Annotated in this window: 24 protein-coding genes and 3 pseudogenes; 17 read left to right on the top strand and 10 right to left on the bottom strand. The window is 69.1% G+C overall.

Annotation, left to right across the window (positions count from 1 at the left end; all coding sequences use genetic code 11):
- Positions 1-156 precede the first annotated feature (156 nt).
- Together ABZ642_RS33465 and ABZ642_RS33470 are read right to left on the bottom strand one after the other, a co-directional pair.
- Entirely contained in the window at positions 157-1,389 is a 1,233-nt protein-coding gene (locus tag ABZ642_RS33465; RefSeq protein ID WP_360490854.1) for a CU044_5270 family protein, read from the bottom strand.
- Positions 1,386-1,952: a sigma-70 family RNA polymerase sigma factor gene (locus ABZ642_RS33470; protein WP_360490857.1), complete on the bottom strand. Its 567-nt coding sequence runs from the start codon at positions 1,950-1,952 to the stop codon at positions 1,386-1,388. The genes ABZ642_RS33465 and ABZ642_RS33470 overlap by 4 nt, the downstream gene beginning before the upstream one ends.
- 339 nt (positions 1,953-2,291) lie before the next feature.
- Between ABZ642_RS33470 and ABZ642_RS33475 the strand changes: the two genes are divergently transcribed.
- The 6 genes from ABZ642_RS33475 to ABZ642_RS33500 all read left to right on the top strand — a co-directional run bounded on the left by ABZ642_RS33475 (position 2,292) and on the right by ABZ642_RS33500 (position 6,643).
- Positions 2,292-2,693: a PAS domain S-box protein gene (locus ABZ642_RS33475; RefSeq protein ID WP_360490860.1), complete on the top strand. Its 402-nt coding sequence runs from the start codon at positions 2,292-2,294 to the stop codon at positions 2,691-2,693.
- Positions 2,591-2,989, top strand: a complete 399-nt coding sequence (locus tag ABZ642_RS33480; protein ID WP_360491224.1) for an ATP-binding protein — start codon at positions 2,591-2,593, stop codon at positions 2,987-2,989. Before ABZ642_RS33475 ends, ABZ642_RS33480 begins: the two co-directional genes overlap by 103 nt.
- A 518-nt stretch (positions 2,990-3,507) precedes the next feature.
- Positions 3,508-4,374: an SDR family oxidoreductase gene (locus tag ABZ642_RS33485; protein ID WP_360490863.1), complete on the top strand. Its 867-nt coding sequence runs from the start codon at positions 3,508-3,510 to the stop codon at positions 4,372-4,374.
- A 22-nt stretch (positions 4,375-4,396) separates the two neighbouring features.
- Positions 4,397-4,807 carry a VOC family protein gene (locus ABZ642_RS33490; RefSeq protein WP_360490866.1) on the top strand — a complete coding sequence of 137 codons (411 nt, stop codon included), beginning with the start codon at positions 4,397-4,399 and terminating at the stop codon, positions 4,805-4,807.
- A 254-nt stretch (positions 4,808-5,061) separates the two neighbouring features.
- Positions 5,062-5,826 (top strand): SDR family NAD(P)-dependent oxidoreductase, encoded by a 765-nt coding sequence (locus ABZ642_RS33495; RefSeq protein WP_360490869.1) that lies wholly within the window; start codon positions 5,062-5,064, stop codon positions 5,824-5,826.
- 187 nt (positions 5,827-6,013) lie between these two features.
- Positions 6,014-6,643, top strand: a complete 630-nt coding sequence (locus tag ABZ642_RS33500) for an aldo/keto reductase (RefSeq protein WP_360490872.1) — start codon at positions 6,014-6,016, stop codon at positions 6,641-6,643.
- A 506-nt stretch (positions 6,644-7,149) separates the two neighbouring features.
- Here ABZ642_RS33500 and ABZ642_RS33505 read toward each other — a convergent pair.
- Positions 7,150-7,731 (bottom strand): helix-turn-helix domain-containing protein, encoded by a 582-nt coding sequence (locus ABZ642_RS33505; RefSeq protein WP_360490875.1) that lies wholly within the window; start codon positions 7,729-7,731, stop codon positions 7,150-7,152.
- A gap of 668 nt (positions 7,732-8,399) precedes the next feature.
- Here ABZ642_RS33505 and ABZ642_RS33510 point away from each other — a divergent pair.
- On the top strand, positions 8,400-8,789 hold the full coding sequence (locus ABZ642_RS33510; RefSeq protein ID WP_037743720.1) for a hypothetical protein: 390 nt from the start codon (positions 8,400-8,402) through the stop codon (positions 8,787-8,789).
- 115 nt (positions 8,790-8,904) lie between these two features.
- Here the strand turns inward: ABZ642_RS33510 and putP are convergent, their stop codons facing one another.
- On the bottom strand, positions 8,905-12,489 hold the full coding sequence (gene putP / locus ABZ642_RS33515; protein ID WP_360490879.1) for a sodium/proline symporter PutP: 3,585 nt from the start codon (positions 12,487-12,489) through the stop codon (positions 8,905-8,907).
- Between the two features lie 339 nt (positions 12,490-12,828).
- Positions 12,829-13,455, bottom strand: a complete 627-nt coding sequence (locus tag ABZ642_RS33520; RefSeq protein ID WP_360490882.1) for a TetR/AcrR family transcriptional regulator — start codon at positions 13,453-13,455, stop codon at positions 12,829-12,831.
- A 112-nt stretch (positions 13,456-13,567) separates the two neighbouring features.
- On the opposite strand from ABZ642_RS33520, the gene ABZ642_RS33525 reads away from it, so the two are divergent.
- From ABZ642_RS33525 to ABZ642_RS33550, 6 genes and pseudogenes are all read left to right on the top strand, one after another.
- On the top strand, positions 13,568-14,992 hold the full coding sequence (locus tag ABZ642_RS33525; RefSeq protein WP_360490885.1) for an MFS transporter: 1,425 nt from the start codon (positions 13,568-13,570) through the stop codon (positions 14,990-14,992).
- A gap of 152 nt (positions 14,993-15,144) precedes the next feature.
- Positions 15,145-16,023, top strand: a complete 879-nt coding sequence (locus ABZ642_RS33530) for an NAD(P)H-binding protein (RefSeq protein ID WP_360490888.1) — start codon at positions 15,145-15,147, stop codon at positions 16,021-16,023.
- A 17-nt stretch (positions 16,024-16,040) separates the two neighbouring features.
- Positions 16,041-16,883: an oxidoreductase gene (locus ABZ642_RS33535; RefSeq protein ID WP_360490891.1), complete on the top strand. Its 843-nt coding sequence runs from the start codon at positions 16,041-16,043 to the stop codon at positions 16,881-16,883.
- A gap of 328 nt (positions 16,884-17,211) precedes the next feature.
- Positions 17,212-17,505 (top strand): annotated as a pseudogene (locus tag ABZ642_RS33540) (transposase); the annotation flags it as partial.
- Between the two features lie 139 nt (positions 17,506-17,644).
- Entirely contained in the window at positions 17,645-18,229 is a 585-nt protein-coding gene (locus tag ABZ642_RS33545) for a dihydrofolate reductase family protein (protein ID WP_360490894.1), read from the top strand.
- Positions 18,226-18,639: a VOC family protein gene (locus tag ABZ642_RS33550; protein WP_360490897.1), complete on the top strand. Its 414-nt coding sequence runs from the start codon at positions 18,226-18,228 to the stop codon at positions 18,637-18,639. Before ABZ642_RS33545 ends, ABZ642_RS33550 begins: the two co-directional genes overlap by 4 nt.
- Before the next feature lie 609 nt (positions 18,640-19,248).
- Here ABZ642_RS33550 and ABZ642_RS33555 read toward each other — a convergent pair.
- Positions 19,249-19,845: pseudogene (locus ABZ642_RS33555) on the bottom strand (IS701 family transposase); the annotation flags it as partial.
- Between the two features lie 34 nt (positions 19,846-19,879).
- On the opposite strand from ABZ642_RS33555, the gene ABZ642_RS33560 reads away from it, so the two are divergent.
- A complete protein-coding gene (locus ABZ642_RS33560) occupies positions 19,880-20,239 on the top strand; it encodes a hypothetical protein (protein ID WP_360490900.1) in 360 nt (119 codons plus the stop codon).
- 46 nt (positions 20,240-20,285) lie between these two features.
- On the opposite strand, the pseudogene ABZ642_RS33565 reads toward ABZ642_RS33560, so the two are convergent.
- Positions 20,286-20,491 (bottom strand): annotated as a pseudogene (locus ABZ642_RS33565) (IS630 family transposase); the annotation flags it as partial.
- 17 nt (positions 20,492-20,508) lie between these two features.
- Entirely contained in the window at positions 20,509-21,564 is a 1,056-nt protein-coding gene (locus tag ABZ642_RS33570) for an NUDIX domain-containing protein (protein WP_360490903.1), read from the bottom strand.
- A 388-nt stretch (positions 21,565-21,952) separates the two neighbouring features.
- Between ABZ642_RS33570 and ABZ642_RS33575 the strand changes: the two genes are divergently transcribed.
- Complete coding sequence (locus ABZ642_RS33575; RefSeq protein WP_360490906.1) at positions 21,953-22,957, top strand: YdcF family protein; 1,005 nt, start codon at positions 21,953-21,955, stop codon at positions 22,955-22,957.
- A 210-nt stretch (positions 22,958-23,167) separates the two neighbouring features.
- Here the strand turns inward: ABZ642_RS33575 and ABZ642_RS33580 are convergent, their stop codons facing one another.
- A complete protein-coding gene (locus tag ABZ642_RS33580; RefSeq protein ID WP_360490909.1) occupies positions 23,168-23,698 on the bottom strand; it encodes a DUF6328 family protein in 531 nt (176 codons plus the stop codon).
- Positions 23,699-24,001: 303 nt separating this feature from the next.
- Positions 24,002-24,625: an SMI1/KNR4 family protein gene (locus ABZ642_RS33585; protein ID WP_360490912.1), complete on the bottom strand. Its 624-nt coding sequence runs from the start codon at positions 24,623-24,625 to the stop codon at positions 24,002-24,004.
- A 100-nt stretch (positions 24,626-24,725) separates the two neighbouring features.
- Here ABZ642_RS33585 and ABZ642_RS33590 point away from each other — a divergent pair, with 100 nt between their 5' ends.
- Together ABZ642_RS33590 and ABZ642_RS33595 are read left to right on the top strand one after the other, a co-directional pair.
- On the top strand, positions 24,726-25,658 hold the full coding sequence (locus ABZ642_RS33590) for a transposase family protein (RefSeq protein WP_360491227.1): 933 nt from the start codon (positions 24,726-24,728) through the stop codon (positions 25,656-25,658).
- A gap of 240 nt (positions 25,659-25,898) precedes the next feature.
- Positions 25,899-26,387, top strand: coding sequence for a hypothetical protein (locus ABZ642_RS33595; protein WP_360490915.1), 489 nt, complete (start codon positions 25,899-25,901; stop codon positions 26,385-26,387).
- Positions 26,388-26,505 lie beyond the last annotated feature (118 nt).

Below are 26,505 nucleotides of genomic sequence, written 5' to 3' on the forward strand. Positions count from 1 at the left end.
TGCGCTCTCCCGCCCGGCGGGGCCATCCCTGCGCCCCCGGAGATCGGTCGCGTCGTACCCGCGGCGGGTCTGCGCGGCGGGGGGGGGGGGTTCGCGGGGGGCCGGCCGGCCGCCCCACGGCGTGCTGCTGGTAGGGCTGTTCGGTCCGGTTCCGGCTCAGCTGCGGGCGTTCTTCGGCACGGCGATCTGCTGCTCGCCCCAGCCCATACGGGTCGTCGCGTCGTTGCTGACCGTCGTACCGGCCTTGAGACCTGCCTTCTTGGCCCTGGCGGAGGGTTCGAGCAGCAGCGTCTGGTCGCTGAGCATCGCGCCGGTGGACGGGTCGACGACCAGCCGCTCCCTGGTGGTCCCCAACGGCGTCGGATAGGCCTTGGGGAACTCGACTCCGACACCCTCCCGGCCCAGCGGGTCGGTGACATGCCCGATCACCCGGACCCCGGGCAGGTCGGCCATCACACGGTAGGCCGCCGCCCGGACGCCGGGCTTCACGGGCATCGTGATGAGGTTGCCCGCCTGGCGCAGCATCCAGGCGCTGCGGCCGGACGTGCCGCCGTCGGCCCCGTTGTCCTGCGCGTACAGCGCTTCCAGGTAGCGGCGCAGTCCGGCGGTCGTGGAGGGCAGTGCGCGCAGGTCCTTGTAGGAGACGTTGTTCGGGCCGACGGCGTAGATCTTGTCGTCGAGGCTCGTCCGCATGACCATCGGGCGGCCGGCTCCGATGGTGTAGGCGATCTTGGCGTTTCCGGACGCGTTCATGATCTCGGCCACGACCGTGTGGGGCGCGCCGGCGGCCTTCCAGCGTTCCCTGTCCGCCGCCGTCATGGGCTCGGTCACGGAGTTCTCTCCAGAGACCATCCGGCTCTTCGTTCCGGGCCGTACTCCCACCGACCACTGGTCGGTTCCTGTGCTGCTCACGGCCATGAGCTGCCCGTTCGCCTCGGCGACGTCCACGTGCCGCGATTGCGTGGTGGTCTGCCAGTACGTTCCCTCGGCGGGCAACGATTCCGCGTGCGTGGCCGCACTGAGCAGTTCGATGTGGCCGTCGACGCGGATGTCCGCCCCGGAGCTGGGCGCCTGCGACAGGGCGGACGATCGCGCCTGTGCGGTCGGCCGGTCGGCCGACCCCTGCCAGTCGATCGTGCCCACGGCCACCACCACGGACGCCGCCACAGCGGTGAGGGCCACTGCTCCCAGGGGGCGGAAGCCGCTTCTGCGGCGCGGTGCGGCGAGGTTCGCCGCGCAGACGTCCGCCGCCTCGGTGACGATGCGAGCGAAGTCCTGCTGTTGCCGTGCCGGATCTGCCGGCAGGGACGGATTCAGTCCGTCGGGCCGTGCGTCCGCGAGCACCTTCATGACGTCGGGCCGCTGGGACCGCTTGGCGCTGTTCTTCACGCAGGGGCTCCTTGGTGGGTGGTGGGAAGTGCGGTCTCCGAGGAAGCGGCCGACATCGCCTCTGAGGCCTGCGCCGTCTCCAGGGCCTTCTCCAGACGGCGGCGGGCTCGGTACAGGCGGACGGTCAGCGTCGCGGTGGTGCAGCCCAGAACCCGGGCGGCCTCCTTGGCGCTCAAACCGTGCCAAGCGAGCAGAGTCAGCAGTTCCCGGTCGGCCTCCGGCAGGCTCGCGAGGGCCTGCAGCGCGATGTGCCGGTCGGTGACCACTGCAGCGATGTCACGGACGTGGGTCTCGGCCCCACTGGTGATGCGCTGTGCTTCCTCGGTGGCGAGGAGGTATTGGTGCGCGTCCCGGCGGCGCAGTTCGCGCACCAGGTTGCGGGCCACGCCGAGAAGCCACGGCAGTGCCGGGTGAGGAAGGTCGCGCATCCGCCGCCAGGCGACCGTGAACGTCTCGCTGGTGATGTCCTCTCCCACCTCACGTCCGACCAGGCTCGTGGCATAGGCAAGGACGCGCGGGTAGCACTCCTCGTAGACACCCCGAAAGCGCTCGACAGGTGTCACACGCCCTCCCTTCATCTCGGCTCTCTCACCAAGCAATGCGTGCAGCGACCCGTTTCTTACACGTGAGAGCGCCAAAACCTGCCGCTGTGACCTACGTCATGCCGCAGGGCAACCTGCTGCCATACCCCGCGTCACCGCCCGTGCACACTCGCGAGAGGTCTGGCCAGGACCTGTCCGGGCGAAGTAGGTGGCGTGATCACCGGCAGGTGACCGACTGGGTTCTTCGAGCCGCACGCCGTTCACTCCCCGAGCTACTTGCGCCGCCCGGCTCTTCGCCGCCCAGGAAGCCGGCGCCGCCGAAGCCCAGCTCCGATCGATCCTGGCCGAGGGCCTGACGAGATGTACTTCCGCGACCTGCACCGACGAGAACTGCCAAAACCCACGTCCTTGGACAGACTGGTGGCGGTGGTGGTCGCCGTGGCAAGCGATGCTCCGCTGATGGTCATCGACGGCGCGGGAGTCGTGGCGGAGTGGAGCCGCCACGCGGAGGAACTACTGGGGCACACCGCGGGCGAGGTCGTGGGACGGCCCGCGACAAGCCTGGTCAAACCCACCCCGACGATGCCCCCACTGGCGATGCAGTCCTCCTCCTTGCCCGCGTCGGCGGCTTCCCTTCCGACCAGGTCGCCACCTGGGACCTGGAGAGCCGGCCGGAAGCCGTGGGTCAGGCTCGGGCGGGCGCGCGACGCCAGCTCGGAACCTGGGGAGTCCACGACGAGACCACGTACACAACCGAGTTGATCGTCAGCGAGTTGGTGACCAACGCGATCCGTTACGGTGCCCCGCCCGTGCAACTGCGCCTGATCAAAGACGGCAGGCTGACCTGCGAGGTCCACGACAACAGCGCCTCCTCACCGCACCTGCGCCACGCCCGCACGGCGGACGAGGGTGGCCGTGGCCCATTCATCTCCGGGCAACTCAGCGAGGATTGGGGTGTCCGTTACACCTCCGACACCGGCGGCAAGACCGTATCGACGGAGCAGGTGCTCCCGGAGCAGACCCCAGCGATCGTGACCGACCACCACGGCGCTGCCTGACCTGTCCGTGAAGGGAGCGGGGGCCTCTCTGTCCTCCGTCACGCCTGAGCTGATCCCGCGACGGCTGCTTCAGGGACGCGTGCGTAGAAGGTGCGGAATCCCCGGCACCGCTACCTTTCTCGCGGCCCCGAAACGGGGCGCCTGGCCCTCGGGCCCCGGGGAATCGAGGCCGTGCAGGTGCGCCGGTAAACAGCCGATCCCCAGTGCGTTGTGCGACGGTCCTTCACCGTCGCAGGAGCAGCTGCCCATCCGCGTGGCAATGCCCTTGCCACTGCCGGTCGAACGCTGCCCGTACCTCACACTTGCAACCGGAACCAGTTCCGCTTATCGTCTAATCGGAACCGATTCCGGATACGAGACTACCGCGCACCGGGCTTCTTGGTGGTCGGCCCGTACCCGGGCCGTTCGTCGGCGAATGCCAGGCAGGACTGACTCCAACTCCTGTTTCGGCTCCGAAGCCGACCAAGGAAGACACACTCGCAGGCCCCTGAGAAGGCTGCAGGCGGGTCTCCGGTGGCGTGCCCGTCGTCGCTGACACGACCGCCCCGGTACCGCCCTCCTACCAGGCCCGAGCAGAGCTACGCCGCTCGGACAGGACTAGCAGAGAAGACAGGCGAAAGACCATGGATCAGTTTCTCGAGGGCACCACGGCGCTGGTCACCGGCGGTGGAACCGGTATCGGCCGGGCCGCGGCGCTCGCCCTTGCAGCGGCCGGCTGCACCGTGACAGTCGCCGGGCGCACGGTGTCCACCCTGGAAGAGACCGTGCGCACGATCACCGACGCCGGTGGCACCGCCCGCCTGGTGAAGTGCGATGTCGGCGACGAGCAGTCCATTGCGCACGCGGTCCAAGTGGCGGTCGGTGACTCCGAGAAGCTGGATTTCGGTGTCAACAGTGCCGGGATCAGCGGCGGCGACGATCTTCGCAAGTTGGCGGACTACCCCGTGGAGACCTTCGACCGCATGATCGCCACCGACCTGCGGGGAACGTTCCTGTCGATGAAATACCAGCTGCGCCAGATGCAGACCCAGGGCTTCGGTTCCATCGTCAACGTCGGATCCGGGGCGAGCGTCGTCGGAGTGCCGGGTTTCGCCGGGTACACCGCGGCCAAGCACGGTGTCATCGGACTGACTCGGACGGGCGCCCTGGATTACGGACCGGACGGTATCCGGGTCAACGCTCTGGTCGTCGGCTTGGTCAACACTCCGCTGATCGCCGAAGGGCGCTCGCCGGAAGTGATGGAGGCCCGGGTGGCCGCGCATCCGATCGGCCGGATCGCCGAACCCGAGGAGATCGCCGACGCCGTCCTGTGGCTGTGCTCCGACAAGTCCAGCTTCGTCACCGGCGCGGCCCTCCCGGTCGACGGCGGCTACACGGCCCGCTGACCCGAGAAGGGAACACCAGGTGATGTCCACAATCTCCTTCGATCACATCGGGCTCTCGGTCGCCGACCTGGATCGGCAAAGCCACTTCTACGCCGAGGCATTCGGATTCCGTGAGACATTCCGGACCGAGATTCCCGACGCCGGTGTCCGGATGGCTCTGCTCAGCGGCCCCGGCGGCGGCGCGGTCGAATTCACCGAGCGCGCCGGCTCGGCGCCGCAGCACTTCGCAGACCCCCTCGAGAGGGCGGGTGTCCAGGGTTACTTCCACTGGGCCCTGACGGTGGACGATCTGCACACGGCCATCACTTCCGCGGTCTCCCACGGTGGTCGCGTCATCTCGCAACCGGCGCCGGCCCGTCGGCCCGGGATCCGTTTCGCCTATGTCGCCGACCCCGAGGGCAACCTCGTCGAACTGCTGCAGCACACCCGCTGAACCGGCAGCACCCCCTCAAGCGCTCGCCCGCACATCGGCGGCACCAAGACCCGGGACGATCCCGGGCCCAGGCCGCCCGGCACGGGTCGAGTTCCGACCGGACCGGATGGAAAGCATGTCCCGCCGCACATGGGCCGGCCGCACATGAAGGCCCCCACCCGCGGCGGAACCCCGTCCCCGGGCCCGTCGGCCGCAAAACCGCTACGACCCGCCGTCTGCCGAGGCTGCGGGCAGAACACATGGAGGAATGACACATGGCTGGACAACTGCAGGACACGGTGGCGCTGGTGACCGGCGCGAGCAGCGGTATCGGCGAGGCGACCGCACGCGCCCTTGCCACGGAGGGTGCGGCGGTCGCCGTTCTCGGGCGGCGGCGCGAGCGGCTGGAGGAGGTTGCGGGCAAGATCCAGGCCGAGGGCGGGACCGCCTTCGTGGTCGAGGCAGACATCACCGACCAGCAGCAGGCCACGGCCGCCGTGCAGCGCGTGGTGTCCGAGCTGGGCCGCCTGGACACGGTCGTCAACAATGCCGGCACCATGGGCGTCGGCCAGGCTGTGGACTCTCCTCTCGAGGAGTGGGAGCGGATGATCGAGATCAACGTCCAGGGCCTGCTGTATGTCACCCATGCCGCGCTGCCGCACCTGCTGCGCGCCGCGGAGGACTCGCCGCGGAAGGTGGCGGACCTGGTCAACATCAGCTCGACCGCGGGCCGACTGGCCCGGCCCGGGACGGCTGTCTACAACCTGACGAAGTTCGGAGTCAACGGCTTCACCGAGGCGCTGCGGCAGGAGGTCATGCAGAAGCGGGTGCGGGTGAGCGTGGTCGAGCCCGGCACCGTGGACACCGAGCTCAGCTCGCACCTGCGTGACGGTGTGCGCCAGGCGATCGAGCGTCAGATCGAGGGCATGGAACTGCTGCGTCCCGAGGACATCGCCGACGCGGTCTCCTACATCGTCACCCGAAACCGCCGTGTCGCCGTCAACGAGATCCTCGTGCGCGCCAGCGAGCAGACCTGGTAACACCCCACGGACAAACCCTGGGGAGACCGCCTTCCCGGCGACGCCGTGCCGCGGGTCCCCCTGTCCGTCGCCGGGCCGGGGGACCCGCGTCACGCAGGCCGTCCTGCGGCCGCACAGCCGACGCAACATCAGAACAGTGAAAACCGCCGCTATTCCCTCGCCGGTGATATGCGGAGAGTGACTCATCATGGAATATGTGAAGCTCGGGCGAACCGGCCTCGACGTTTCCCCCATCTGCCTGGGCTGCATGACCGTCGGCGAGCCGGAACGGGGCCATCCGTCGAGGAGCATGCCCGAGGACATCGGCGCCTCCTCCATGTACGCCTGGCAGTTCAGCAAGGCCCTCCACCTGCAGAAGGTGAACGGGTGGGCACGCTTCGTTTCCATGCAGGGCCACTACAACCTGCTCAACCGTGAAGAAGAACGCGAAATGCTGCCCCTGGGCGCCGACCAGGGAATCGGTGTCATCCCGTGGAGCCCGCTGGCCCGCGGGCGCCTCACCCGGGACTGGGACACAGTGACCGACCGCTCCTCGGCCGACCCCATCGGCAGCAGCCTGTACGGCGCCACCGAGGCTGCCGACAAGGCCGTAGTGGAGAAGGTCGCCAAGTTCGCGGCCGCCAGGGACATCTCCCGGGCCCAGGTCGCGCTCGCGTGGCTGCTGCGCAACCCGGTGGTCTCCGCCCCGGTCGCGGGTGCCGGCAAGCCCGGCCACCTCGAGGACGCAATCGCTTCGCTGGACGTCAGCCTGACCCACGAAGAGGTGGCCGAACTCGAGGCACCCTGTGTTCCGCACCCCGTCGTGGGGATCTCCTGACCGGCACAACTCGGCACCGCGCATGGCACGGCGGCCACCGGCACCGACCCGGCGCGAACGCTCCCGCGTGCTCAATGGGCCGGCGGAGGACTCACGCACGGCGCGCGCGGGAGCACCGTTCCCGGGGACCGTGGTCGTGGTGCCCACCCCTCCCGCCGGAGCCCAGGTGGGCGCAGAGCATGCAGTCATGGCCCAAGGTGTCGGCGGCCGGCGACGTCCGGTGCCGTATCCGCGCGCACCACCGCAGCCCACGGTCGCCGTCGCCATCACGTGTCCGATCGCCCACGCGGTCGACGGTGTGCCGTGGGGTGCTGCTGTCCCGGGGTGCCCCAGGCATGGGGCCGTCGGTCCCTTCGGCGGGTGCGGCTCACAGCGTCATCGCGCCAGGTTGTCCGGCGGCTTGAGGACACCGGTGTCAGACGGGCCGCTGCGCCACGTTTCCGTGATCGTCTCCGCGCCGCCCGGCCCGCTTGCGGAATCCAGCCCGGCAGGGCCTGAGGACTACCTCATGCCACGATGCCGTGCAGGAGCATATCGATGAGCCGGGTGGCCAGTTCACGCTGGTCCTCGTTGCCGGCCATGAGGCTGATCCCGCCGAGAGCCATCAGTATGTCCTGGGCCTCGATTCCCGGCCGCGCCGCCGACGGGCCCCCCGCCGGTGTGAGCAGGTGGTCGATGGCGCCGGCGAGCATGGCCCGGGTCTGCAGCTTTTCGCTGTCGTCGGTCAGCACCACGCGCAGCGCCTCGGCCATCCCCTGCTTGGTGGCCATGAAGTCGATGAAACGCTCCATCCACGTCCGCAGCGCGTCCACGGGTGGTTCCGTGGCCGCCAGGTCCGGCGCCGCCTCGCACAGGCGCTGCACCTCGAGTCGGTAGATAGCCGCGATCAGCAGTTCCTTGGACGGGAAGCGGCGGTAGAGCGTACCGACGCCCACGCCGGCCGCCTGGGCGATGTCCTTGACCGAGGCGGCCACACCCTCGCGTGCGAAGGCGGCTGCTGCCGCGGCCAGCACCCGGTCCTCATTGCGTTGCGCGTCGGACCGCAGCGGTCGGCGGGCCCGCGCCGTGTCCCCCTCGTCGCCGGTCAACGCCGACCCCCTTCATGCCGCGACTCACAAACGGAACCAGTTCCGGTATGAGAGTACGGCAACCAATCACCTTCACGCCACCAGCCGCTCAGTCACTACCCCGTTTCGTCACCCTCCCAGAGCGAGCGTATGCCCCACGACCAGGCCGACCGAGGTGTACACCTCAGCCACTGGCATGGCGGCGCCGATCGGTCGAGGCCGCCGGGGATGGTGTAGTCGCACACCCGGCCGAGCTTCGCCGGCCGGGGCCGGCAGATCGGCGTCCGGCGCAAGTGACTGGGCAAGCGAGCCTACGCGCCCTGCGGCCCTCGGTGCTGCCGTGCAACCATGCGTTGACGACCAGCCAGGACGGCCCCGATCTCCCGCAGGCCGTCCCGGCATGCCAGTCCGCCGGCCCGGCCCAGCGCACCATCCGTCGCCCCCGGAAGACCGCGACCTCACGCGGCGGCTTGATCCGCCCAGGCCTGGTCCAGCGCGCGGGTGAATGTCTCAACCGACTGGACGCCACTCATCCCGTAACGCCAGTTCAGCACGAAGAAGGGCACGCCACTGGCGCCCATTAGAGTGCTGTCGCGAGGGTGTCCACGTCGTTCGTCACAAAACGATCTTGGACACCCTCGTTCTCGTCTCCGCAGGCACCCCTTGGACCACACCACCAGGAGGAACCAGTGTCATACCCGCAACTGCTCACCCCCGAGGAGAAGCTCGCCGACGCGAAGAAGCTGTTGAGCCTCCCGCGTATCGTCGTGATCTGCGGCTCCACCCGCTTCATGACCGAGATGAACGAGGCCGATCTGCGGGAGACCAAAGCCGGAAAGATTGTCGTCAAACCGGGCTGTGACATGAAGTCGCCGCACGAACTTTGGTCCGATCCTGTCGAGGCCGAGGCGCTGAAGGTTCGACTCGACGATCTACACCGGGCGAAGATCCGGCTCGCTGATGAGGTGCTCGTAGTCGGCGACTACATCGGAGACAGCACCCGAGCCGAAATCGCCTACGCCCGGTCGCTGGGTAAGCCCGTGCGGTTCACGCACCCCGAAGTCGACCCTGACGCCTGACCGCCCGCTGCCACCTCGACAAACAGAGCCGGCAGCCCGCCGCCTGACCGTCCCGCGGTGGCTTCGGCCGCCGCCCGCCCCACACCCTCCGCAGGCATCCCTTGGAATTGATCATCTAGTCGATCGCGTCGGCCGCAATGACCTGCTCCGTCCAGATGATCTTGCCGGTCTTCGTGTAACGAGTGCCCCACCGGCGGGCCACCTGGGCAACGATCAGCAGGCCTCGTCCCCCCTCGTCGGTGGTACGTGCGTGGCGCAGGCGGGGCGAGGTGCTGCTGGCGTCGGAGACTTCGCAGATCAGGCCGCGGTCCCGGATAAGGCGCAGGCAGACCGGTCCGGTCGCGTGGCGGATGGCGTTGGTCACCAGTTCGCTGACGATGAGTTCCGTGGTGAACGTCAGATCGGGGATGCCCCACTCCGTCAGCTTCTGAGCCGCGAGGTCGCGGGCGTGCGCGACGGTGGCCGGATCGCTGGGCAGGTCCCAGGAAGCGACGCGGTCCGGGGCCAGGACCCGGGTCCGGGCGAGAAGCAGGGCCGCGTCGTCGGCAGGCGGACCCGTCAGCAGGCTGTCGATCACTCGTTCGCCGGTCCCCGTCAGGGTCGCCGGGGGCGCCGTGAGGGCATCGCCCAGCCGGGAGAGCCCGACGTCGATGTCCCGGTCGACGGACTCGATGAGGCCGTCGGTGTAGAGGGCGATGAGGCTGCCGTCTTCCAGCTCGGTCTCGATGGACTCGAAGGGGAGGTAGCCGAGGCCGAGCGGTGGTCCGGCGGGCAGGTCCAGAATGTCGGCGGCGCCGTCGGGAGCGACGATCATCGGGGGGAGGTGACCGGCCCGGGCCATGGTGCACCGCCTGCTGACCGGGTCGTAGACGGCGTACAGGCAGGTGGCGCCGAGGAACGCGGTGCCCGTCGCCTCACCCTCGGCCGCCAACGGCGCATCGATGTCGTGCGCTCCCATGAGGCCGATGACCAGATCGTCCAGGTGGGCCAGCAGTTCGTCCGGAGAGAGGTCGAGGTTGGCGAGCGTGCGTACCGCAACGCGCAGGCGCCCCATCGTCGCCGCCGCGTTGATGCCGTGCCCGGCCACGTCCCCGACGACCAGCGCGACCCTTGCCCCGGAGAGCGGGATCACGTCGAACCAGTCGCCGCCCACACCGCTGGGGGCATCGGCCGGGAGGTACCACGACGCCACCGCGAGAGCGGACCCTCCCGTCAGGTCTTGCGGAAGCAGGTAGCGCTGCATGGAGCGGGCTGCGGTGCGTTCGCGGGTGAAACGGCGTGCGTTGTCGATGCACACCGCCGCACGGGAGACGAGTTCCTCGGCCAGACGTACGTCGTCATCCTCGAAGGGCCCCAGCCTCCGTGATCGTGCGAAGGTCGCCACGCCCAGGGTGACGCCGCGTGCCCGCACGGGGACCACCATCGCCGAGCGGAAGTCGTAGTCCAGGAACGAGGCGCCCAGCGTCTCGTCCACGGTCACCCACGGACTGTTGGTGCGGTCCAAGACCCGTTCGACCAGGGTCCTGCTCTCCATCAGGCAGCGGGTCACGGGCGACGACGGGGCTCGCCGGACCGTCTCCCCCACGGACAGGGATGCCTCGGGACAGCCCTCGCGTACCGACTGCTGCGCCGCGCGTCGGATGACGGGCGCCATGCCGATCGGCCCGGGTGCCGGCTCCTCACCCCTCATGACCGAGTCCAGCAGATCGACGGCGACGAAGTCGGCGACGGCCGGCACAGCGTCGTCGGTCAGTTCCTGCGCGGTCCGCGTCACGTCCAGGGTGCTTCCGATACGGGCGGCGGCGTCGTTGAGCAGGGCCAGGCGTTCCTGGGCCCGCCATCGCTCGGTGACGTCGATGATCATGTACCAGATGCCGACGGTCCGGTCGTGGCGGTCCTTCATCGCGAAGAAGGAGGCGGAGATCGCGCGACTCCGATCGTGCACCGCGTAGTCGGCACCTCGGTACTCGTAGTCCATCACCGGAGCACCGGTGCGAAGAACCTCGCGCATCTGCTCCTCGAAGGCATCGGCCTCGGCTTGCGGCAGGACCTCCGCCATCCGCCGTCCCAGCCGCCGTTCGAGGGGGATCTGGCGGGCCAGTGGCTCGTTCACCCAGACGTACCGCAGATCCGTGTCGAGGACGGCGATACCGACCGGTGCGTGGCTGAGGAAGGGTGTGAGCATCAGCTGGCTCACCCCGCCGCCAGGCATCCGCCAGAAGGCCCGTTTCGGGGGCCGGCCAACGAATCTGCCGAAGATCAGTGCCGCGACCGTGGCGACCAGGACGCCCGGAATCATCTCGTAGACGCCCGACCAGAAGGGGCCGTGCAGCGGCTTGACCACACGCCACAGGAGCACCGTGACTGCGCCGGACACGATCCCGGCCATGGCCCCTGCCCAGGTCATGCGCGGCCAGTACAGCGAGAGCAGGACCACCGGGCCGAATGCGGCCCCGAAGCCCGCCCAGGCGTACCCCACGATCCCCAGCAGCCCGCCGCCCCTGAGCGCGATCACGGAGGCCACGAGGGTCACGAGGACGACGGCGGCGCGACCCACCCACACCAGTGCCTCGTCCGAGGCGCGCCGCTTGAGGAACGCGTGGTAGAAGTCCTCCGTGAGGGCGACGGACGACACGAGAAGCTGACTGTCCGCGGTCGAGATGATCGCGGCGAGCACCGCGATCAGCAGCACACCGGCGCCCCACGGACTGAACAGGGTCCGGCTCAGAGCGATGTACACCGTCTGCGGGTCATGGAGCGGCGTGCCGAACTGCGCGATGCCCAGCAGGCCGACCACTGTGGCACCGGCCAGCACCACGACCACCCAGCCGGTCTCGATCCGACGGGCCGCGGGTACGGCACTGGTACTGCGGATGCCCATGAACCGGGCCAGGATGTGCGGCTGCCCGAAATAGCCGAGGCCCCACGAGAGCAACGAGATGATCGAGACGGCGCCGAGCGACCCGCCGCCTCCCGACCACCGCCCGTTCACGAAGTCGACCGTGGCACCCATGTCCAACAGGCTGGGCGTCCTGCTGTCGAGGGCGTCACGAAGCGCACCGAAGCCGCCCAGCGTCGCGATACCGACGACGGGGAGCACGAGCAGGGCGAGGAACATCAGCGTGGCCTGCATGACGTGCGTCAGGCTCACGGCCAGGAAGCCGCCCAGGCAGGAGTAGACGACGATCACCAGGGCGGTCAGGGCCACCCCGAGCCCGAACCCGGCACCGAAGATGTGCCCGAACAGCAGCCCGCCGGCTACCAGCCCACTGGCGACGTAAACGGTGAAGAACACAAGGGTCACCGCAGCCGAGACCATCCGGAGCATCCGGGTGCGGTCCTCGAACCGCTCCTCCAGGTAGGCCGACAGGCTTACCGCGTTCCCGGCGCGCTCCGTGTAGGTGCGCAGCCTCGGCGCGACGAACAGCCAGTTGAAATACGTACCGAGCACCAGGCCGACCGCGATCCAGCTGGCCCCGATCCCGGCCGCATACACCGCGCCGGGGAACGCCAGGAACAGCCAGCCGGACATGTCGCTGGCCCCTGCGGACAGGGCAGCGACGAACGCGGGGAGCCTGCGGCCGCCCAGGGCGAAGTCGGCGAAGGTGTGCGTACGGCGGTAGGCCCAGACACCAGTTCCGATCATGACGGCCACGTACACGAGGAACGTGGCCACGATCGGCGCACTCAAGTCGGACATAATGCCTCGCCTGCGAGGTTCATGAGCACGGGCTACAACCGCACGACCGACAGTCGTGATCCCTTACAAATGTACAGATTCCGGTCGCCGTCGGCGGCCGGTGCCACCCGCGTCGGGGCCGGCTGGGCCGCCAGGGGGGCGTCGGCCATCACTCGCTGATTGTCAGGAAATCCGTCACCCCGCAGCGGTCGCTCTCGCCTTCGGGGCCCGACGGCCCAGCCGGTGGTCCTTGGAGTTTCGTAGAGCTGTGGGCGGGTGCCGTCCGGATCCGTCCGCGGCCTCACCGGGCAGCGTGCTCCCCCATCGGCTGCCGCCGAGTGTCCGCCAGTGCCGGGCCGTTCAGCCCTTTACGGCGAAGGACTCGATGTAGGCCAGGGCGCCGTACAGTGCGTCGCGCAACGGGGTGCTGTCCTGGGCCGCCTGGTCCAGGAGTGCTCCGCCCTGGAATGCGGCTGCGAGCAGGTGCGCGAGCGCGGCCGGGTCGGCTTCCGGCCGCAGCTCGCCGCGCTCGCGCATCCTGCCCAGGCCGCGTCGGAACAGCGCCTGCCACCGCTCGAAGCCATCGGCCACCGCGTCCCGGTGGGAGGGATCGTTCTTGACGACCTCGGCGGCCAGAGAGCCGAACGTGCATCCGCCGCGCAGCATGTCCTGCGAGGCGATGTAGGAGTCGGCCCACTGATGGAGGGCGGCGAAACTGTCCAGCTCGCCCAACTCTGGTGCCTGGTGGCGGGCGACGATGACGTCGGCCTGCCAGGCGAGCACCGCACGCACCAGGGCCTCTTTGGTGGGGAAGTGGCGCGTGAGCTGTGAGCCGCTGACTCCGGCTGCCTCGCGGATCTGCTCGTTGTTGGTGTTCTGGGCGCCGTGTTCGTAGATCAGCTCCGCGGCTGCCTCGATGATGCGCTCGCGCGTGGCCAGACCCTTGGGGGTCAGCTTCCGGGCCGGCACTTCGCTGCTTGCGGTCATACGGATGACCTTAGCACGAAAATGGGCTTGACAGCCTCTTTTTTTGGGTGTTGCATGAGGTCGAGCCCAAAAAGGGGCTAGCAAGCCCATTTTCGTGTGAGGGGCGGACACCATGTCCACACAGGCTTCACCGCAGGCAGCCGCGGCATCGACAAGGCCCGCCGGTGCGGCTCCGGCCGCCACCGACGCCGGCCACCCGCGCCGCTGGAGCATCATGGCGGTGCTGGGTGCCGTCGCCTTCATGGCGCAGCTCGACTTCTTCGTCGTCAACGTCGCCCTCGACGGGATCGGTCGGTCGTTCCCGGGCGCGGGCGTCGCGAGCGTGTCGTGGGTGCTGTCGGCCTACGCGATCGTCTTCGCCGCCGTGCTCGTGCCCGCGGGCCGCATCGCGGACCAGTGGGGGCGCAAGAAGATGCTGCTGTCCGGAGTGGCGCTGTTCACCCTCACCTCCGCCGTCGCGGCCGCCGCGCCGAGTCTCGGCGTGCTGGTCGCCGCCCGCGCTTTCCAGGCCGTCGGCGCGGCGATGATCGTGCCGACCTCGCTGGGTCTGCTCTACCCGAGCTTTCCCAGGCGCCGGCACACTCTGGTGGTCGGCCTGTGGGCGGGCGTGGGCGCGATCGCGGCCTCGGCGGGCCCGCCCGTCGGCGGTCTGCTCGTCACCCTCGACTGGCGGTGGATCTTCCTGATCAACGTTCCCGTCGGCATCGCCACCCTCGTGGCCGGTGCGCTGCTGCTGCCCGAGGTGCGCCAGCCCAGGGGTGCCGACCTGCCGGACCCGGTCTCCGCCCTCGCACTGCTGCTGGCCGTGAGCCTGCTGGTGCTCGCCACCGTCCAGGGACCCGGGTGGGGCTGGACGGACATCCGCACCCTGGCCCTGTTCGTCGCAGCCGCCCTGGCCGCTGCCGCGACCGTCGAACGCGCGCTGCGCGCCAAGGCGCCCGTGATCGAGAGGCAGCTGTTCGCCGGCCGGCCGTTCACCGCCGCCACCGTGGCCCTGTTCCTGTTCTCCGCCGGCTTCGCCATCGTCCTGCTCAGCACTGCCCTGTTCATGCAGGAGGTCTGGCACTTCAGCCCGCTGCGCGCAGGTGTCTCCATCGTCCCGGCGCCCCTGGCCTCGATCGCCTTCGCGATGAACGCCGGACCCCTCCAGCGCCGTTTCGGACGCACCGTTCCCGCCGTGACCGGCACGCTGGCCATGGCACTCGCCGCCGGATACTGGCTCGCGGCCGTGCACACCACCCCCGACTACTGGGGCGGCATGTTCCCGGGCCTGATCCTGGTCGGCCTGGCCGGCGGTCTGGCCCAGGCACCGCTGTTCGCCGCCGCCGGCACCCTGGCACCCGAACGCGCCACCACCGGCAGCGCCGTACTCAACATGAGCCGGCAGATCGGCAGCGCCGTGGGCGTCGCCCTGCTCGTCGCCCTCACCCCCCAGACCACGACCGCCGGGTTCGACCACGCCTGGTGGGTCCAGGCCGGCGCCGGACTCGCCGCGGCTGCCGCGCTGCTCGCCCTCCGGCCCCGCCGTACACCCTGACCACAGGGCTGCGGCCACTCGGGCGGGCCCGCGATCACAGCCTCCTGCAAGACGGGCATCGCACCACGTCACTCATCTTCTGCGACACCCACGCGAAGTTCTGACGCTGGAGTTCCCGCCCGCTCCCCTCTCAAGAAACGGAGATCATCATCATGGAACGCAACCTCCTCGTGATCGGGGCCACCGGCAAGACCGGGGGCCACACCACCGAACTCCTGCTCCAGCGCGGGCACCACGTCCGCGCACTCGTCCGCGGCCTCGACGGGCGCGCCGAGCGGCTCGCCGCCCTCGGAGCGGACGTCGTGGAAGGCGACGTCCTCGACCTGGACTCCCTGGCGGAGGCGACCAAGGGCATCGACGCCCTGTACTTCACCTATCCGATCCGCCCCGGCCTGATGGACGCGACCGCGAACGTGGCCCAGGCGGCGGAGGAGAACGGGGTCCAGGCCATCGTGAACATGTCGCAGATCTCCGCCCGCCGCGACACCGCCAGCAACGCGGCACGCCAGCACTGGGTCGCCGAACGCGTGCTGGACCGCTCCCTGGTGCCCGTCACCCACATCCGCCCGACGTTCTTCGCCCAGTGGCTGATCGACACCTGGGCCGACGGCACCGGCGAACTGCGCCTGCCGTTCGCCGACGGACGCCACGCCCCCATCGCCGAAAGCGACCAGGCCAAGGTGATCGCGGCCATCCTGGAGGACCCCGCCCCGCACGCCGGCCAGATCTACCCGCTGTACGGAGCCGAGGAGCTCAACCACTACGAGATCGCCGAGAGGATGTCGCGGGCGCTGGACCGCGAGGTCGCCTACGTGCCCATCGAACTCGACGAGTTCGCCGCCATCCTGCGCGGGCGCGGCGCGCCCGACCACCTGATCCAGCACCTGCTCGCCGTGGCCGTCGACTACCGCAACGGCGTCTTCGCCGGCACCAACGACCTCGTGAAGACGATCGGCGGCAGCGACCCCCTCGACGTCGAGACCTTCATCGCGCAGAACCGCGCGGCCTTCGACCTGCCCACCACCATCTGAACGCTGGAGAAGACAACATGAGCATCTGGTTCGTCACTGGATCGTCCCGGGGCTTCGGCCTGGAGATCACCCGTGCCGCCCTCGCGGCCGGCCATCAGGTGGTCGCGACCGCGCGGAAGCCCGACACCGTCCGCGAGCAGTTCCCCGACGCCGGCGACGCGCTGCTTGCCGTTTCGCTGGACGTGACCGACCCGCAGAGCATCCGGACGGCCGTCGACGCGGCCATCGAACGGTTCGGCCGGATCGACGTCCTGGTCAACAACGCCGGCACCGGACTACTCGCCGCCGTCGAAGAGTCCGACGACGCCACGGTCCGAGCGGTGTACGAGACCAACGTGTTCGGCCCGCTCGCCGTACAGCGCGCCGCACTGCCGGTCCTGCGCCGTCAGCGCTCCGGCCACGTCATCAACATCAGCTCCATCGTCGGCTTCGCCACCGCGCCGGGATGGGGCATCTACGCCTCCACGAAGTTCGCCGTCGAAGGCTTCACCGAGACCCTCCACACCGAACTGGCCCCCCTCGGCATCCATGTGACCCTCGTGGAACCGGGCTTCTTCCGCACCGACTTCCTCGACCCCGCCAGCCTGCACACCGGCCCCGCCGCCATCGACGACTACGCGCCCACCGTCGGCGCGATGCGCACGGCCGCCGCGAGCCTCAACCACGCCCAGCCCGGCGACCCCGTCAAAGCCGCCCGTGCCATCGTCGAGATGGCCGGCACCCCCGAGCCGCCCCTGCGCCTCCCCCTCGGAGCCGACACCCTGCAGGCCTTCGACGCCAAACTGGATACCTTCCGCAAGGACATGGACGCCTCCCGGCACATCGCCCTCTCCACCGACCACGAACAAGACGGTGTCTAACACCCCCGCGAGTCCCTGATCCACGGAGGTCATCGTGCTCAGATGCCGCCGGACTACCCCCGGCGTGGCTGAGCATGTGACTCGTTCACGCAACTGCATCCCGAACCGTTTTCGAGGATGCGGGTCCGGAGGAGTTCGAAACGAGGCTCGGCCATACATGGCCCGCTTGCGTGTTTTCCCCCGGGTCCCGGTGACGTAGGAAACCGCCCGTATCTGACGCAGTCCCAGGACGGCGAAGTGGACGATGAGGAGCAGGATCGCGAGCAGGCCCGGTACCGGCCGGGCGCAACGCTCGTAGTCATCGAGGAAGAACACCCTCACGCACCGCGACGTCTTCCCGGAAACCCGCCGCCAACGGTGCTGGGTTCATAAGATGGCCAACTGCCTCGACGGTCTCCCGAAGTCAGACCAGCCTGCGGCGAAGAAGGCCAGCCAGGACATCTACAGCGCCGAGGACAAGGGGCACCCAGCCACCGCGGTCAAGACGTTCGCCAACCTGGTCGAGTCCGCCCAGAGCCGCTGGCGAGCTGCGAACGCACCCCGCATGGTCGCCCTTGTGCGGGCCGGAGCCCGCTTCGAACGCGGTCGGCTCGTCGAACGCCCCGAGGCGCACGCGGCCTGAACCACCTCAGCTGATCGACCGTTCTCGCATTACGCCTCGTCAGGCCGATGAGTTTGCCTGCTGGCTGAAGTCTTCCACTGCGACATTCCCACCGGGAAGCGGAGCATCCCCCTGCCATGAAGGAGAGATGGAGGCCGGAATGAGCAATCCGATTCGCCTGTACATGTCGATGTCGCTCGACGGCTATGTCGCCGGTCCGGACGATCGACCGGGCCAGGAGCTCGGACGCGCCGGTGGACGCCTTTTCAACTGGCTCGACGACCGGGAATCCGACGGTCCCAGCGGGCAGGTCTATCGCGAGGCGCAGGCGACCGGCGCGGTGATCTCCGGCCGTCGGACCTTCGAACTCGCCGGGCGTTGGCAGGGCGACCATCACGACGGTGTGCCGATCTTCGTCCTCACCCACCACGTGGATGACGGGGACGTGCCACCCGGCCACGCGCGATTCGTCACCGACGTCGAGGACTCCGCCCGTCAGGCTCGCGCGGCCGCCGGGGACCGGCCGGTCATGGTCCATGGCGCGTGCGCGGCCCAAGCGCTCCTCCGAGCCGGGCACATCGACGAGATGGAGATCCACCTGGTGCCGGTCCTCCTCGGGAACGGCCGACGGCTCTTCGACCACCTCGGTGGTGATCACATCGAACTCGACCTCGTGCGGCGGCTCGAGGACCGAGACGTCACGCACCTCCGCTACCGGGTACGCCGCCCCGATGAGGCCGCATGAAGACGCTCTTCGTCGGCTACCGCGTCACCGACCTGGACCGCTCGCTCGCCTTCTACACCGCCTTGGGCTACATCGAGCTGGGCAGCGTCGACGGCGACGACGGGAGTCACCTCGCGATCCTCAAGTTCCCCGGCGAACCAGCGGCCTCGCTCGAACTGGTCCACCGTCCCATCGACGGACGCGTAGACGTGGGCAGCGGTTTCGACCACCTCGCGATCCAGGTGGACACCCTGGCCGCCACCCTGGAGCGGCTGACCGACGCCGGCCTGGAGCCGGGACCTGTCCAGCACCCGGGCGGCCCTCGCGGCCCGAAGACGTCGTGGCTCACCGACCCGGATGGCTACCGGATCGAGTTGGTGGAGTGGCCGCCCGGACACCCTGACGGCATCACCTCGGCGGACTTCTCCTGAGCGGTCCCGTGAGCGGAGTGACGAACCTTCGCTTCGGGGCGGGCGAGGCACAACGCGAGGCGGCATCCCCGCCCCATCCACAGGTCTTGACGATGCGGACTGGCCGCCTCCACCTCCCCGCCTGGCATGTTCGATGCGCAGGGGCCTGCGGCCCTCGAAACCTCGGTTCTCCCGGATCTTGAAGTCCACTGCGTCCCATGGGCTGGGGTGTTGCAGCGACCACTAGAACCCAAGGAGAACGGGACGGGCCACAGTCGGGTGAAGCGGCGCGGAGGACGCCATGGCGCACAACGTTCCAGACGTCCTCCGCACGCGGAGCGTACGTCGCCCTCCGGTGGCCGGCTGGCCAGTTGCGGACCGGCACGCCGGTGTCCTGGAGCCCTTGTGTGCTGCTTGGAATGCCGGACCAGGGATATGCGGGGTGGGAGCGTACGTCGGTCAGGGGGAGCGGACGTCGGCCAGCGCTCGTTCCAGGGCCTGGTGGAGGGCATCGGGCAGTGGTCCGCTGCCCGGCCAGTTCACGATCAGCGTGGCGACTGCGAGCAGGTCAACCAGTCATCCAAACCCGCAGCAGACCCCTCCTAGTACTCCAGCTGTAGATCGCGATCTTCATGTCTGGGCGGCTCGTCGCTGACAGTGGCTGGCCTGGGATCGAGCCTGGTGGCGGCGTCGCCAGTGGGACCAGTCGAGCCGGTGGGCCGTGCAGTGGACGGGCCGGACGACGAGCGCGATGAACAGGCGCTGGACCTCGTTGCAGGTGAGGGGTATCAGTCCGTCCGGCTTCGGGTGGCGGGCGTGTTCGTCGGCGCGGACGACGGTGGTGGGGAAGGCGCGGGCGAGCATCGCGAGGGTGACCCAGCGGTGCCAGGACGTCCAACGTCTGACCTGGTGTTCGTCCAGTCCGCCCAGGCCCTTGCCGGACTGGAAGGTCTCCTCGACGGTCCATCTGCGTCCGGGGACGCGCACCAGGGTGGACAGCAGCACCGCGGCGGCTGAGTAGCAACGGCAGAAGGCGAGTTCACCGGTGCGTCGGCTGCGGCGGACGAGCAACTGGTGGTGGCCGGGCCGGTCGTCAGCGAGGTCGACCAGGGCCCAATCGTAGAAGCGGTGCCCCTTGGCTCCAGCGCCGGCCAAGAGTTTCTGCCAGGCCCTCCGCGGCAGCTTCTTGATCCGGGCGTCGGCGCGGAACGTGCCCGCGCGGGTGGTGCATGGACGGGCCTCTCCACCCCTCCGTAGGCTGGTGATCGCCTACGAAGGGGGCGGGGTGAACGGCAATCCGCTGTACCACTGGGTAGCACTGGCAGTGTCCACGGCACTCATGCTGCCGGTGCCGGCGGCGATACTGGCGGGGTGGACACCGCCGTGGATGCGCAAGCGAAAGGCCGGGATACGGCTTCGCGCCTACGGCATTCTGTGCATCTACGCCCTCATGCTCTTCAACGGCATCCCCCGGATCGCCGACGCCTCATTCGAGACGGTCATGGTCTGCAGCAGCATCGGCTTCGGGTTCGCCGCCGCCGCTGCGGTCCTGTTCCTGCTCTCAGCACGCAAGGATTCAGCCGCCCGGACAGCTGGCCCAGTCGAACTTCGGAAAGGCTGAGAGACGGCTTGCCGTGCCTGCCGCGTCACGGTGCGGTCGGGTTAGGTCAGGCTCCTGGTGTGAGCGGGCGTCCGCCCCAGCGGATGCCTTTCTCGCTCCGTGTGCCGCGCGTTCCTTGCGTTCGGTGGCCAGGACATCGCGGTGACGTGCGTTGGCGTTGCGCCAGCGCAGGTAGGCGTGCAAGGCGCGGGTCTGCACAGTGAGGTTGGGACAGTCCGAGTTGGCGAGGGTGAACTGCCGCAGCGGCCGGAAGTCGATGACCAGGATCCTCATGACACGGGCCGGGCGGTGTCGGCGACCGGGTAGCAGTGGACAGGCGGCAGGCCGGGCAGCACTCCCGGCCACACCGCCGCCAGTGCCTGCGCCGAGGGCGCGAAGAACTTCCCAAGGGTGGGCAGGGCGTGCAGATCATGCCACTCCCAGCGGACGAAGCGGTGCGGCTCGGGCAGCCCGAGTTCGCCGCTCCAGGCGGTGATGCGGACGACGGCGGTGATACGGCGCACGTCGAGCCGGTCGTCGTGGAGGATGGTGACGACGTAGGCGTCTTCCGCGCGTGCTGTCAGCCCGGTCTCCTCCGCCAGCTCCCGTACGCCGGCGGCCGGTGCACTCTCGCCGGTCTCGATCCGGCCGCCGGGCAGTTCCCACATCCCCTGGCTCGAGCGACCCAGCAGGACTCTGCCGAAGGAGTCGGTGGCCACGACCCCGGCACCGAACACGGCCTGCGGATCGGGACGCCCCTTCTCCTCGATGCTGAACGATCCTCCCCCACGGCCAAGACACAGCACCGCCAGGCCATCCGCGTCGAATCGCTCGACCTCGGTGAATCCGTCAGCGAGCGCGGCGAGTTCGTCCTCGTCCAAGGCGATGTGGCGACGCTCCTGGGGCGTGTGGTCGGCGGTCGGGGTGATGACGACGAGGGTCCCGCTTCCGCGCAGTCGTGAGGCCAGGCCGCGCAGGACGCGGGCGCGATCATGAATGAAGGCGATGGCCAGCCGGATGGTGATGAGGTCGTATCCGTCACCGGCGAGACCAGCCAGGTCATCGTGCTCGACGTCCAGACACAGCCAGCTCACCCCCTTGGTCTCCGCGTGCTCCCGCCGGGCCCGCTCCAGCGCGCCCTCGGCGAAATCGGCGGCATCGACGACGTAGCCGAGCGAGCCCAGATACACGGCCAACTCACCAGTGCCGCAACAGACCTCCAACGCCCTCCCCCTGTCAGAGGCCGACACGTGCTCGGCGAGCAAGGCCTTCTCCCCCTCCCCCAGCCGCCGGAAGTCGCGTCCGCCGGCATAGTGCTCGGACCATTCATCCCGGGTGAATCCCACAGATCACTCCTCACAGGTCAACGGCTTTTGGTGCAGACCCCAGAGGCCGCAGGGTCAAATCCTGTCCCCGCTACCCACCCCTCCGGCCCCGTTCCAGCGGGAAGGGCACCGAAGTCGTGTCGAACCTGGGCCGAAGCCTGTGCGACGGCACCGCACAGCAAGCCGCGACGCCACGTCGCAGCGTCAGCCGGCATGGTGAGGGACGCGTCTGCGGCGACCGCCGCGGCACCCCTCGACTGCCCTTCCGCCGTCTGGACCGTGAAGGTGAACCGCGCGGTGACGCGGGGATGGCGCCCGGGTCCGGGACGGGCGTCCCCGACCCGCTGGGCGTCGCCGGTTCCGCGCCTCGCGAACATTGCCGTGCGGGGTCCTGCATACGATGTGCCGCATGCTGATCTACGTCCCGGCAGCCGCGGTGTTTCTTCTGTTCTGCATAAAAGTGGTGCGCGAGCGGCGAAAGGTCGGCAACGCCGTCCTGCTCGGGCTGTCCGTCGTGTTCGCTCTGGCCGGCTCGCTGCTGGTCCTCGCTGAACGACGACCCGAACTCGCCAGGAACATCTCCGTCGTGCTGGCCGCCGTGGTGGCGCTGGGCATTGTCACCCTGGCCTGCTTCCTGCTCGTCAACGGCGTCGGCATGGTCCGCAGGGAGGGCTTCGGCCTGGGCAATCTGCTGTCGCTGCTCTCGGGTGCCGGCCTGATGGCGCTGCTCGCGCTCGTGGCCGCGGCGGTGGCCGTGCGCGATCCTGTCCTGACATCCACAGCCGCTGCAGCGGCCGCCGTCGCCGGATACGCCGGGTTTCTGTTCCTCTGCTTCCTCGGATACGCCCTCGTCTACGGGCGTCTGCCGCTCAACCGCAAAGCGGACTTCGTGGTGGTACTCGGGTCAGGACTCACGGGCGGTTCCACGGTGCCGCCGCTGCTGGCGCACCGGCTGGAGCGGGGGCGCGCCGTGCACGAGAGAATCACCGCGCGCGGCGGTCATCCGGTGCTTCTCGCCTCCGGAGGCCAGGGAGCGGACGAGGAACTCCCCGAGTCCCATGCCATGGCCGCCTACCTCGTCGACCGTGGCTTCCCCTCCCAGTCCGTCACCTGCGAGGACCGCTCGACGAGCACCGAGCAGAACCTGCGGTTCAGCAGAAAGATCATGGAGGAGGCACGCCCGGGGTACCGGTGTGTGATCGTCACGAGCAACTACCACGTCTTCCGCGCCGCGGTGACCGCGCGCCGGGAGGGCGTCAGGGGCAACGTCGTGGGATCACGCACCGCCGCCTACTTCTGGCCGAGTGCGGCCATCCGCGAGTTCGTCGCGCTGTGCGTCACCTACTGGCGTACGAATCTGGCTGTGTGCCTCGTACTGCTGCTCGGCGGGGTTGCCCTGTACCTGCTCCACTGATCGAACCGTCGGGTCGGCACCCATGCCCCAGGGACTCCAGGTACATACGCGGACACACCCGGCCGGGAAGATCGTGGCACCGGGCGGCTGGGGCGCTCTCCCCGCCGTGGTCCGCGAGGCATCCCGGCCGGCGGGACGGGGATGCCCGACCGCACGGCGAGCATCCTCGGACTGACGCGTGCCGGGTCCTGGGACGGAACGCGGCACGCGTCAGTCAGACGTCCCGTGCCGGCGCTCGGCGCGCTTTTTGAGCCACAGGGGCAGTGCGTACCAGCACAGGGCGAACCAGAGGAGAACCCCGCCGGCGAGGACCTCGGCAAGCTGATCGGGCAGAACAACGTGGAGGATCAGCAGCACCGTACCGCTGATGGTGAGTGCGAGAAGAACGAGCCCGGTCACCATCAGACGCCCGGCGACGGCCACCAGATCGTCCTTCATCCGCTCGCCGGTCAGCAGCCGGTGCAGGGAGACCGGTGCGATGAGAGCGCCGGTCGCGGCCGCCCCGAGAATCACCGTCAGCACGTAGACGGACGTGTCGAAGGCGCCCAGATCACCGAAGCGGGGAGTGAACGCGACACTGAGCAAAAAGCCGAAGAGGATCTGCACGCCGGTCTGGGCCACGCGCGTCTCCTGCAGGATCTCCGCCCAGCGTCGGTTGACCCGCTCGTGGGCGTCTTCCTCGCTTACGGGCTGCGCGCCGTGCGGCGTCGGCGCTTGTGTCTCGGCCGGCGTGGCAGTCATGGACAACCTCCTTGATGTGGAGGTCGGATGCCCGCGGAACGGAAGATCACGTATCCCGTGTATCGCCGCCTGTGTCCCGCCGCGGTTCTCCGACGGCGCTGGATGGAGGCATGTCCAGCAGCTCACAGCAGCATGCAGCGTCCGCAACGCACCCTGCTCCGGGCGCGGAGTCCGATGATGCTGCGCTGTCCCGGGAGAAGTTCCGCCGGCGTCTTCCGACATCGCTATTGCCCTGACCGCTTACGACCTGACCCGCGATTGATCTGACCGCTCCTGATCTGGCCGGGTTTCGGCTCGGCGCGTTCACCAGTCGAGCAGATCCATGGAACTCCGCCCGAGCCAGTCCGTGAACGACACGGGCCGACCGTCCAGGTTGAGCGGAAGGATCTGGTCACAGGTCGCGCGGCCGTCGAACCACATCGTTCCTCGGTGCGGACCAGCGACGACGAGCAGGGTCGAGAAGCCACAGCCGTTGTCCCGGATGAACACGGCGCCGGACGTCTTGCGCTCCTGGAACACCTCGTACTCCGCGTCCCACTGCCTCCATGCCTGCTCGTAGGCGTCGTGGTCCGGGAAGCTCTCTGCCAGCGGCTCGCGTGCGTCCAGCTCGTCTTCGTAAGCGCGGTAGGAGTCAGGATGTGGGAAGGCAATGGTGAGCAGGTCGTAGTTGGTGCTTGAGTCCCCCTGCCAGCCCCAGCCTGCCGCGGTTCGGCGTAGGCGGTTCATCGCGCCGCCAGCGCTCTGTCGAAGCAAGTACTCCCGGTACTCGACGGGAAAGACAATGCCCAGTTCCGCCTCCGCCTCGCAGACCTGTGCTTCGGACAGCGGCGCCGGGGAGGAGTCCTGTCCCGAGGACGGACTGCTGAACTCGTCAAAGCGTCTCCCATGGGCCAGGCGTTGGGTTTCCGCTATCCAGTCGATCGTCATACGGGTGAGGGTAGACAGGAGCGATCAACTGGACTCTGCCGTGTCTGACGACGCCCGTGTCGATTCTTGGGGTGTGCAGATCAGGAAGGCTCGTGCCGCCATGTCCCACCGTGCGTTCTGTGGGCTTTCGGCCCAACATCTCGGCGAGTTGATCGCTGAGCTCGCACCGCGCTGGGACGCACGGTGCGAGTCAGGACGGCAGCAGCGGCGGAATGGGGCCCGGAGGCGGAAGGCCGGCGCCGGGCCGAAGTACGAGCTGGTCTTCACCGACCGAGTCCTGGTGACGCTTGTTCACCTGCGGACTGGGCTGACTCGTGAGGCGCTCGGTGTGATCTACGAGGTGGGCTCCTCCACCATCGGGCGGGCGATCGGCGAGATCCGTCCGCTGCTGGCGGCGCGTGGGTTCGCCGTGCCCGACCGGCCAGGCATCCGGCTGCGCACGCTGGACGACGTGTTCGCCTACGCCACGGCCGAGAACATCACGTTGCGCATCGACGGGACCGAGACCCAGGTCCGCCGCCCGAAGGCCCACTCTCCGGGACGGCGGGCGTTCGTCTCCGGCAAGCGCAAGCAGAACACAATCAAGACCACCACGATCAGCGACCACCAGGGGCGCACACTGTGGTCCGGCGCCGTACGGCCCGGCCGGATGCACGACCAGACGGCGGTCCGCACCGAGGGCATCGCCGAGCGGTTCCGGATGCACCCGACGGTGAAGGCCGAGGTCGACGATGGGTACCGCGGTCTGGCCAACGAGTTTCCCGACCAGGTCAGCGCACCCCCCAAGGAAGCCGAAGGACATCGACAACGCGCCCCTTACTCAACGGTACGGATGGTGCGAGTTGCGACGCCGGCAATCTTCTCGTCGGATCTGTGTCGAGCACGCCAACGCCGAACTCCGCCAGTGGCACCCACTGCAGCGGTACACCGGACGCCGCGAGACCTACGACGAGACCCACCTGGCCATCGCCGCCCTGGTCTCCGACCGGGCCGCTCGGCGCGCCACCCAGCACAAGCCGAGCACCGAACTTGACCTCATCCGCCCGACAGCCCGCTGAATAACCCACCAGCCAAACCCCCAGACAGCGCGCCCAGACCTCAATCGCGGGGCACCCCGTTAGGTTCGCCGGGGCGGTGGCTGTTGTCGTTGAGCGAAGCCGATCCGTTTCCTGGGACCGTTGTGACTGGGAGGCAGCCTCAGCACCGCGCGCTACCCGCACGAGGAGCTGCCGTAGCGTGCGGCTTGTGAGAAGCCGGCGGAGAGGGACTGATCATGCTGCCGACGAGTGATCTTGAGGCTTGCTTCGGTGCGCCTCGCGGCTACTCCGGGGTGGATGCTTGGGAGGAGCTGGAAGCCGCAACGGGGCCGCTGCCGATGGACTATAAGGAGTTCGTGGCGGGGTTCGGTCCGGGCGTCGTCGGCGGGTTCCTCGACGTGCTGCATCCGCAGTCCGCCACGCTCAACATGTTTGCGACCATTGAACGCATGGCTCCGCTCTACCAAGAGCTCGTCCCCGACGCGATCCCCCGTCCCGTGTTTCCCGAGGACGGCGGCATGGTCCAGTGGGCAAGCACGGCGGAGGGCGATGCCTGCTTTTTGGTGGCTGGAGCCGCGGGCACATGGCGCATCGGGGTCTGGTTCCGCCAGTGGGCCGAGTGGGAGGAGAGTGTCCCGGGCTGGCTCTTCCGCCAAGTGGAAGGCAAGCTGATCATTCCTGGCCTACCGCTGCGCGTACACGGTGGCTTCGTTCCCGTGGACTGATCGTTTCACACTGCCGTCCTGCGGAGACGCTGGCGGCCCCATGGAAGAATCCCTTCACCTACGGGCTCAGGGGGATGGCTGCGTAGGTGAGACCGGAGAGCGCTTGTAGGCGGTTCCG

This window comes from Streptomyces sp. NPDC007157 (assembly GCF_040634235.1).
In the GTDB taxonomy this organism is placed as follows: Bacteria; Actinomycetota; Actinomycetes; order Streptomycetales; family Streptomycetaceae; genus Streptomyces.

Coding starts and splice junctions, on each gene's coding strand:
- ABZ642_RS33475 (WP_360490860.1), top strand. CDS start 2,292: ATGTACTTCCGCGACCTGCACCGACGAGAACTGCCAAAACCCACGTCC.
- ABZ642_RS33490 (WP_360490866.1), top strand. CDS start 4,397: ATGTCCACAATCTCCTTCGATCACATCGGGCTCTCGGTCGCCGACCTG.
- ABZ642_RS33495 (WP_360490869.1), top strand. CDS start 5,062: ATGGCTGGACAACTGCAGGACACGGTGGCGCTGGTGACCGGCGCGAGC.
- ABZ642_RS33500 (WP_360490872.1), top strand. CDS start 6,014: ATGGAATATGTGAAGCTCGGGCGAACCGGCCTCGACGTTTCCCCCATC.
- putP (WP_360490879.1), bottom strand. CDS start 12,489: ATGTCCGACTTGAGTGCGCCGATCGTGGCCACGTTCCTCGTGTACGTG.
- ABZ642_RS33520 (WP_360490882.1), bottom strand. CDS start 13,455: ATGACCGCAAGCAGCGAAGTGCCGGCCCGGAAGCTGACCCCCAAGGGT.
- ABZ642_RS33525 (WP_360490885.1), top strand. CDS start 13,568: ATGTCCACACAGGCTTCACCGCAGGCAGCCGCGGCATCGACAAGGCCC.
- ABZ642_RS33530 (WP_360490888.1), top strand. CDS start 15,145: ATGGAACGCAACCTCCTCGTGATCGGGGCCACCGGCAAGACCGGGGGC.
- ABZ642_RS33535 (WP_360490891.1), top strand. CDS start 16,041: ATGAGCATCTGGTTCGTCACTGGATCGTCCCGGGGCTTCGGCCTGGAG.
- ABZ642_RS33545 (WP_360490894.1), top strand. CDS start 17,645: ATGAGCAATCCGATTCGCCTGTACATGTCGATGTCGCTCGACGGCTAT.
- ABZ642_RS33550 (WP_360490897.1), top strand. CDS start 18,226: ATGAAGACGCTCTTCGTCGGCTACCGCGTCACCGACCTGGACCGCTCG.
- ABZ642_RS33575 (WP_360490906.1), top strand. CDS start 21,953: ATGCTGATCTACGTCCCGGCAGCCGCGGTGTTTCTTCTGTTCTGCATA.
- ABZ642_RS33580 (WP_360490909.1), bottom strand. CDS start 23,698: ATGACTGCCACGCCGGCCGAGACACAAGCGCCGACGCCGCACGGCGCG.
- ABZ642_RS33585 (WP_360490912.1), bottom strand. CDS start 24,625: ATGACGATCGACTGGATAGCGGAAACCCAACGCCTGGCCCATGGGAGA.
- ABZ642_RS33590 (WP_360491227.1), top strand. CDS start 24,726: ATGTCCCACCGTGCGTTCTGTGGGCTTTCGGCCCAACATCTCGGCGAG.
- ABZ642_RS33595 (WP_360490915.1), top strand. CDS start 25,899: ATGCTGCCGACGAGTGATCTTGAGGCTTGCTTCGGTGCGCCTCGCGGC.